The organism is Psychrobacter sp. (assembly GCF_035469765.1).
Lineage (GTDB): Bacteria > Pseudomonadota > Gammaproteobacteria > Pseudomonadales > Moraxellaceae > Psychrobacter.
Genome location: NZ_DATIRM010000028.1, coordinates 1 through 8,276 on the forward strand (window position 1 = coordinate 1; position 8,276 = coordinate 8,276).

Sequence of the window (8,276 nt, forward strand, 5' to 3'; positions counted from 1 at the left end):
CTATTGAGCGTTTGGGTGAAGCTGATGATATCACTGGTGCTATGCTGTATTTTGCTGCGCCGATATCGACTTGGGTTAATGGTCAGACCATATTTGTCAATGGTGGCGGCGTACAAACCTTAGATTAACCCCAATTCGGGATAAGCCACATCGTAAGTTATTGATAACACTTATTATGTGTCTATTTAACCTTACAAAGTCATATTTTTAATAGTAGGTTTATCAGGAAACCAGCAATAAGCAATCAAACCTGACAGCAGATTAGTGATAAACCCCGTCACACTGCGATGGCGTGAGTGTTCAATTTGGCACAAGTTTTTCAGTGCCCCAAACACCGTCTCAACCAAAGAGCGGTGATTGAGCAGTGCCTCATCCATCGGCTCAATCACTTGTGGTTTCATATTGCGCCGATGCTTAGTGATCAGCGTGGTATTGCTGTTTTTCGTGAGCCACGCATTTAGTGCTTTACTGATGTAACCTCTATCACCAAACAGCTTGCCAAATAAAGGCGCTGCCATATCCTTAACAGGCGCTCTGTCATCCGTATTACCCGCAGTCATTTTGACGGATATAAGCTCACCTTTATGATTGATAATCGCATGCAGCTTAAAGCCGTAGAACCAGCCCATACTACTTTTACCTCTTTGCGCTAAACCCCCAAATACTTTATGACGATAGATACGCTTATTATGACAAACTGCAATCTTAGTGGAATCAATATAGCTGACACCCGTACAGTCGCCCATCATGCTTTGCAAGTAGGCACACAAAGGCATGATACTGCGTGGTATAAGCTCTATAAATCTTGAGTAGCTTGGCAAGTTTGGAAATTCACGTGTCATCATGCCCAGCAGATGATGGGAGTAAAAGGATTTAAACTGTCGATAACGCAATTGATGAAACAGTATCAAGATGGTCATCATCTCTGGTACACTTATCTTGCATGCTCTTAGCCGTTGACGGCCATGAGCGATCAAATGAGCGTCAAACTCAGGTTTGAGTTGCTGATAAAAGTCGTCAATATGGCAGTATAGTTCGGTTAGGTTGTCCATGTAGGAAGTCCTTGTTGTGAAGTTTGTCTTGGTAAACTTACTTTAGCAACTTTGGACTTCTTTTTTTGCCTTTTTTTTGCTCGCTTATCCCGAATTGGGGTTAAAATATGAATAACCTAAAATAGTCACAAAAAAAGCCCCAAGTATGATACTCAGGGCTTTTTTTGTGACTAAAATAGATTTGTTATCAGTCACAACATCACTTTTTATGCTCAGGCAAACTGATGTTCATCTCAAGCACATCGAGGCTGTCTTCAGAACGATGATTGATATTCACATCATCAATCTGTACGCCATTGACATACTTATTAACCACTTCTAATATCTCGCGCTTCATTTTTTCGATACGGTCTGCGGTCAAGCGATTGTTTAAGCGGTTTTCACTTGCGACGATAACCTTTAAGCGCTCGGTTGCCATATTGGCACTGCCTGTATTGCTGTCTTCAGTGCCAAATAAGCTACTCCAAAATCCTTTTTTCTTACTCATTATTAACCTCCAAACCAGCGCTGTAATAGACTCTTTTTCTTCACATCAATATGACGTAACGGACGCTCTTCACCTAAGAATCGCGCAACAATATCATCATAACATTGACCAGCGACAGAATCAGTATAATGAATCACGGGTTCGCCGTGGTTAGATGCTTCAAGCACTGAGTGACTTTCCGGTACAACACCAAGTAATGGGACTTTTAAGATGTCATTTGAGATGGTTTCAATATCCATCATTTCATTGGCTGCTGCTCGCTCTGCATTATAGCGCGTGATAATGAGATGCTCACGCACTGTGCCTTGGTTTTCAACAACCTTTTTGGTCTGACTTTGCAAGATGCCGATGATTCGATCTGAGTCACGTACTGACGAGATTTCAGGATTGGTAACGATAATGGCTTCATCCGCATGGTACATTGCCAACTGCGCGCCGCGTTCGATACCAGCAGGGGAGTCACAGATGATATAGTCAAATTGCTTAGACAGCTCGTCCATAATCTCCGCCACACCTTCATCCGTCAATGCATCTTTATCACGCGTTTGACTGGCAGGCAAAATATATAAATTTTCAAGCTGCTTATCTTTGACAAGCGCTTGAGATAGGCGTGCATTACCATTGATAACATCGACAAAGTCATAAACAATTCGATTTTCGCAGCCCATAATCAAGTCTAAATTACGTAAGCCCACATCAAAATCGATAACAACTGTCTTATAGCCACGTAACGCTAAACCAGCAGCAAAAGAAGCACTGGTCGTGGTTTTACCCACACCGCCTTTACCCGAAGTGATTACAACAATCTTCGCCACAATGGCACACTCCTATGAATTGATGAATTGATGAGATATTTATTATATAAAACAGCATATTTGCTGGTCGTCGATATAACGTATATATACTCTCTGCGAGCGTAAGCCTAGCATAAATATAGAAAAACTTATAGCAACTCTCTATTAAAGCATACAAACGGCTGAGATATAAAAATAAGCGATTAGCTGACTCATATATACGCGCGTAAGTGTGGTAAATAGTGGCAGAGCTACAAATTCATCATAGCTCAGTTTTGTTAAATAAACTTACTACAATATGAATTAGAATAGTTTTTGCTATATTTACCCTTTAAACGTAAAAATATCTACATAAATGGCTAGGATTGAACGCCTTTATTCACTTGAGACTCATCCATCACGGTGAACACTAAGCCCTGACCTTCTAAAAACCGTACTTCTACCGATTTATTAATCACATGCTTAGGCAGATTGTCGCGTAAGCAATAGGTACCGGCAACTGACACCAAAGAGGGGTTAAAGACTTGGCAGAAGATACGTGCATCCTTATCACCGGTCGCACCAGCAACCAAGCGCCCTTGGGCACGACCATAAACGTGTAAATTGTTATCGGTAATGGCTTCAGCGCCGCTATTGACACTATTGGTCAAAATTAAATCGCCGCCAACATGATTGAGGCTTTGACCTGAGCGCAGCATTTGGTCATAGATAAGACTGGTAATGTGTTCAACACTGATAAGCGTTTCTGCAGGCAAAGCTGCGTCATTGGAGTCACTGGTTTGCAGCGCTTGATGAGTATTGACTGCACTAGCAGCCACGCCATCTACTGTCGCTTCGATAGATTCGGTAGCAGGCGTTGTAGAGGCGGCGACTTGGCTTAGCTGCGTGACTGCTTTTTTACTGGGTAAAATGCGTTCAATACGTTTGCCGTCAGCAGGAAATATCGCCAAGCGTAATTCGCGTGCTTGGGCGTCAAGTAAACCTGTTATGACACCAATCGGTTGTAAACCCCAAGACCAAAGCAATTCTACCAATGCTGATAAATCTTGCTCAACCTCGCTGTCGATTAGGACAGGAATATTGCTGTTTTTATTACTCAGCGTGGTTTGCAATTGGGCGGTAATCGCTGCCACATCATTGGTGCTAAATTGCACACGTGAGAAAGTTAACATTTTGCCAAAAAAGGCTAGTGCAGGCGTGGTTGATGCGGCATTGGCATGGTTGTCATTGTCTGCAATGGTCATAATCTACATCCTCAAAAGGTGATCGTGGTGCTGTATTTCTGGTGATATTTTTATTAACAAGTCGTTATGTTAAAACTTTTATAAGTTGAGCAAGTCTTGATGCTTCCATTGTTGGACTTTTATTTGGGCTTCGAACTCGGTCAAACCATCATCGATAATACTGGCAATCAGGTGGTCTAATGCCGGATTATTGGTATCAACTTGTGCAATGCCAGTGGCAATAGCGACCATCAAAGCATCGATACGTTCAGCATCCAGCAGACGCTCATTAAGCGCATACACCACGTTTTCACCGATATTATGCCCTACATGCTGTAGCTGTGATTCAATTAGGCTACCAGCTATGGGTATCATGCGCAGATAGCGGTGCAGCTCTGTTGTATTGGCAAGCCCTTCTTGAATGGCATTTCCCATTTCACTAGCGAGGATAGCACCGCCGCCTGTTGATTCGGTCAGTGCTTGTAGCTTCGGCGCCAGCTCTTTACGTAGTAAAGACAGTATTGCTGTTTCAATCTCATCACGATTGCGCGCTATGGTCGATTCGATAAACGATTTCTGTCTTTCAGGGTCGGTAAGCTGTTGACGAAAGGTTTGAATGGTGGTCAAAATGACGCGGTCAGATAACTCTTCCAATACTAAATCGATATAAAAGTTGATTCTATTGATCCATGGTTGCGGCAATACTTGATAGCCCAACTGATATAGACGTCGTCCGATAATGACCGCGCGGAATAACCGCAGCGCGCGCAACTGTGGAAAACAGCCTAACACTTCGTACCAATGTACAAAAGGAAAAAAGAACCAACGGTAATAGATGTTGTCTTTGATGGCAATTGCCCAGCGTAATAGCAGCTCTGCAATCAAAAATAAGGTAAAAAAGCCACCTGCGCTACGTAACGAATCATGAACATGGTTTTGATACCAGTACAGCTGATTGGAGAGACCAAGCCAACTTGCCGTGTCGCTACTGAAAGTACTCATCAAAATAGCATCAGTACTGATGAGCAATAGATCAATACTGATAGCTATGATCATCACGATATCATAAGCGAGCTTGAGGCGATTTGGTTTGGGACAGTTTGGTTCTAAAGGCGCAGACTCGGGTAACCCTGCTTGTGATTCTGAACGTACTGAGGACTGATTGGGCGACGTTGACTCTATAAGCGGGCTAGAAGAAGAGGCGGGCACAGTCAGTCCTTATAAGTGGTAAATGGCAGCAATCATGAAAGGCATTATGCCAATCATGATGAAATACAAAAGTGTTTTAATTGTTATGCACATTATCAATGAATAATGCCAAAAAACAAGCCATCAACCATTATAATTTGGTATTTTACCCATTATTCTCTTTCATATATTGCTGTGTTTCTAAAGGTTCTAATTATTGGCCCTTATTATTAGCCCTTAGGATTGGTTTCAAAATCAGCCAACATAGTGCTGATACGCTGATCTTTTTGTTGCCAAATCTTCTCAACCCAATCAAACATCTGAGATTTAATAATCTCATCATTCTCGTAGCCACCATTTTTGACACCGGCAAACAAATCATCGGGTATGTCAATATACTGTACATCAACCCCCAAACGTTTGATATTGCCTTTCCACAAATCCCCATAGGTTGGCACGCCATCAGGATACACGATGGTCATATCTAAAATGCCATCGATGTCTTCACCTAGGGCGCTGATTGCCAAGGATAAGCCACCGGCACGCGGTTTTAATAGATGGGTATAGGGCGAGTTTTGCTTATCGTGCTTTTCTTTAGTAAAGCGCGTGCCTTCTAAATAATTCAATAAGGTAAAGGGCTTGTCTTTTAATAACGCACAAGCACGCTTGGCTTCTTCAATATCTTTGCCTTTGAGTGCAGGGTTTTTGGCAATCGCTTCTTTGGAGTGACGGCGCATCATGGGAAAATCTAAAAAGTAAAAAGCCTGACCGACAATTGGAATATAAATCAGCTCAAATTTGGTGAAAAACCGCGTCAGGGGTAAGCGTTTTTCGCTGATATATTGCACGATACTGGTATCAACCCAAGTTTGATGATTGCTGACCAAGAGGTATTTACCATTCACATGCACGTCATCAGGGAGATTAATGCGCCAATCTTTGCGTGGGAGCAGATTGTCTATTAAGGCATTGTTACTGCTAATCCAGTGATTGGTAATTTTAATCACTGTTTTATCTGCGATAGGCGCGCCCGTAATGATTTTGCCCACGCCCATCAGCCACAAAGGGATACTACCACCAAAGCTATTGGCAGCGATAACGCCTGTTGCCGTGGCTAGCGATACGGCTTTACCTAACGTAGGCGCGCGTTTGTGTAGTTTTTGCATGGTGGCGTTTAGGCTCATAACCAATCCCTTTGTATAAATGTGACAGCTATATGGATAATATGTTTTTAAGGATTTTAGCAGAAAAAAATAGCGTGTACGGCTGTAAACGTGACTTGTGGTAGCAAACGTAACCTCTCCAATGAGGTAAAGAATAATTGATCAACACTTATGTACTTCTCATACATAGATGTGACAAAATATTACACAGAAAAAGAATTGGATTGCCATAATGTTGAGAGTGTCGATAAACACCCAAACAAAATATGGTTAATGGCTATAGTCCATTGACGTGCTTCATAAAAAGCACAATTACTTTCAATACTTAAGAGGACATACTATGCGTAATACATTAATGGTTGCAGCAATCGCTTCAGGCTTGGTTCTTACTGGCTGTGTGACGGATCCTAGCACTGGACAACAGCGTCTTAACAAAACTGCTATCGGCGCTTTAGCTGGTGCAGCTGGTGGCGCGACTATTTCAAAAGCCACTGGTGGTGATAAAACGGGTCGTGATGCTGCTATTGGTGCTGCACTTGGCGCTGGCGTTGGTTATTACATGGAGCGTCAAGCAAAACAACTTGAGCAGCAAATGGCTGGTACTGGTGTAACTGTTACACCAAATGCCAATGGTAACATTGACCTAGTGATGCCAGGTAACATCACGTTCTCGTTTGATGACGCGACTTTAAATAACTCATTTAAGCCAACGCTTGATAAGCTTGCATCTACAATGAATGAATATAACCAAAACTCAGTAACGATTGCCGGTCATACTGACAGCAAAGGTTCTGATGCTTATAACATGAAATTATCACGTGACCGTGCTTATGCAGTAGCGAACTATTTAAGCGCACGTGGCGTATCCTCTAGCCGCATCAACGTGGTAGCTTATGGTGAGTCTCGCCCTATAGCAGATAACAACTCTGAATATGGTCGTCAGCAAAATCGCCGTGTTGAGCTAACGGTTAATGCCCCACAAAGCGTTCGTTAATCTTTATTGATTAACAGCAAAGATAAAAAAGGTCAGCGTAAAGCTGGCCTTTTTTTTGCTTAAAATTTGTCCGTCTTTATTAAATTATATTTGATAATCGTTATCAATAACATTATAATTCCCATAAATTTAGCATACAACCAATCCTATTTTTCGTACTCGTATCGACGTTACAGACGCACCTTATTTTTTATTTTGTTAAAGCCCATCAAGGACATCTATGAATATCAAGACAGCGACAAGCCGTAAAATTTTACCGACTACTTTAGCTGCTGCACTGGCGGGGATATTGATGGTTTCAGGTTGTAGCAAACAGTCTGATGAAAAAGTGACGACCGACACGCAAACGGAAACAACCCAAACAACAGACAGCAAAACCTCATCAGCTGCTGACCAAGCCCATATGGATCGCTTGCTTATTAGCTATGCGGATATGGCGCATGCTGCATACAAGGATTCGTTAGAGACGGCAAAACTTTTACAGAGCGCCGTCAATACTTATGTAGAAACCCCGACACAAGAAAATTTGGATGCTGCAAAAGCCGCTTATAAAGCAGCGCGCCAGCCATACTCACAGACTGAAGTATTTAGATTTGATGAAGGTTTTGTGACTGCCAATGACAAGCGTAGCATTGCCAGTACGGATAGCTGGGAGGGGCAGGTGAATGCTTGGCCTTTAGATGAAGCCTTGATTGACTACGTAAGCGCTGATTATGAAGGTGAATATAACAGTAAAGACAATATCATTAATAGCGATAGCATTAGCGTTGGTAGCCTCAAGCAAGATACCCGTACCATCACGCCTGAGCTGTTGGCAGAGATGAGTGAGATTGGCGGTAGTGAAGCCAATGTGACCACAGGCTACCATGCTATTGAGTTTATGCTATGGGGTCAAGATACCAATGGCGTCGCTGAAGGTGCTGGCAACCGCCCGTTCAGTGATTATCTAACGACTGACGGTCAATGCACTAGCGGCGAGAGTGTCAATCCTGATGCTAGTATCTGTGAGCGCCGTGGACAGTATTTAAAAGCAGCAACGCAACTGCTGGTTGATGATTTGACCGCGATGGAAGCAGAATGGCAGCCTGAAAGTGAAAACACTTTACGCAGTGACATGATGGCACGTAAGGATAGTAACAGTCTGCGCCAAATCATGTATCAAATGGGCAGCTTAGCACTTGGGGAGCTTGCCTCTGAGCGCATTCAAGTGGCGTTTGTCACCGGCTCTACTGAAGATGAGCATGAGTGCTTTAGTGATTTGACCCACTTAAGCTATGCCAATAATGCTCGCGGTATCCAAAATATCTTTAATGGTAGCTATAAAACAGTAGCTGGCAAAACGGTAGGCGGATATGGGCTCAGAAACTATCTTATC

Annotated in this window: 8 protein-coding genes and 1 pseudogene; 3 read left to right on the plus strand and 6 right to left on the minus strand. The window is 42.7% G+C overall.

Annotation, left to right across the window (positions count from 1 at the left end; genetic code table 11):
- Positions 1-128: pseudogene (locus VLN09_RS00660) on the plus strand (7-alpha-hydroxysteroid dehydrogenase); the annotation flags it as partial.
- A 63-nt stretch (positions 129-191) separates the two neighbouring features.
- Here the strand turns inward: VLN09_RS00660 and VLN09_RS00665 are convergent.
- The 6 genes from VLN09_RS00665 to VLN09_RS00690 all read right to left on the minus strand — a co-directional run bounded on the left by VLN09_RS00665 (position 192) and on the right by VLN09_RS00690 (position 5,928).
- Positions 192-1,052, minus strand: coding sequence for an IS982 family transposase (locus VLN09_RS00665; protein ID WP_325243125.1), 861 nt, complete (start codon positions 1,050-1,052; stop codon positions 192-194).
- Between the two features lie 199 nt (positions 1,053-1,251).
- Complete coding sequence (gene minE, locus VLN09_RS00670; protein WP_325243127.1) at positions 1,252-1,539, minus strand: cell division topological specificity factor MinE; 288 nt, start codon at positions 1,537-1,539, stop codon at positions 1,252-1,254.
- Between the two features lie 2 nt (positions 1,540-1,541).
- Positions 1,542-2,354 carry a septum site-determining protein MinD gene (gene minD / locus VLN09_RS00675; RefSeq protein WP_325243129.1) on the minus strand — a complete coding sequence of 271 codons (813 nt, stop codon included), beginning with the start codon at positions 2,352-2,354 and terminating at the stop codon, positions 1,542-1,544.
- A gap of 338 nt (positions 2,355-2,692) precedes the next feature.
- Positions 2,693-3,577, minus strand: a complete 885-nt coding sequence (gene minC, locus VLN09_RS00680; protein WP_325243131.1) for a septum site-determining protein MinC — start codon at positions 3,575-3,577, stop codon at positions 2,693-2,695.
- 78 nt (positions 3,578-3,655) lie between these two features.
- Positions 3,656-4,765, minus strand: a complete 1,110-nt coding sequence (locus tag VLN09_RS00685; RefSeq protein ID WP_325243133.1) for a hypothetical protein — start codon at positions 4,763-4,765, stop codon at positions 3,656-3,658.
- Between the two features lie 209 nt (positions 4,766-4,974).
- Positions 4,975-5,928 (minus strand): acyltransferase, encoded by a 954-nt coding sequence (locus VLN09_RS00690; RefSeq protein WP_325243135.1) that lies wholly within the window; start codon positions 5,926-5,928, stop codon positions 4,975-4,977.
- A 319-nt stretch (positions 5,929-6,247) separates the two neighbouring features.
- On the opposite strand from VLN09_RS00690, the gene VLN09_RS00695 reads away from it, so the two are divergent.
- Both VLN09_RS00695 and VLN09_RS00700 read left to right on the plus strand, forming a co-directional pair.
- Complete coding sequence (locus VLN09_RS00695; RefSeq protein WP_325243137.1) at positions 6,248-6,901, plus strand: OmpA family protein; 654 nt, start codon at positions 6,248-6,250, stop codon at positions 6,899-6,901.
- A gap of 220 nt (positions 6,902-7,121) precedes the next feature.
- On the plus strand, positions 7,122-8,276 hold a 1,155-nt coding region (locus tag VLN09_RS00700; RefSeq protein WP_325243139.1), incomplete at its 3' end, for an imelysin family protein.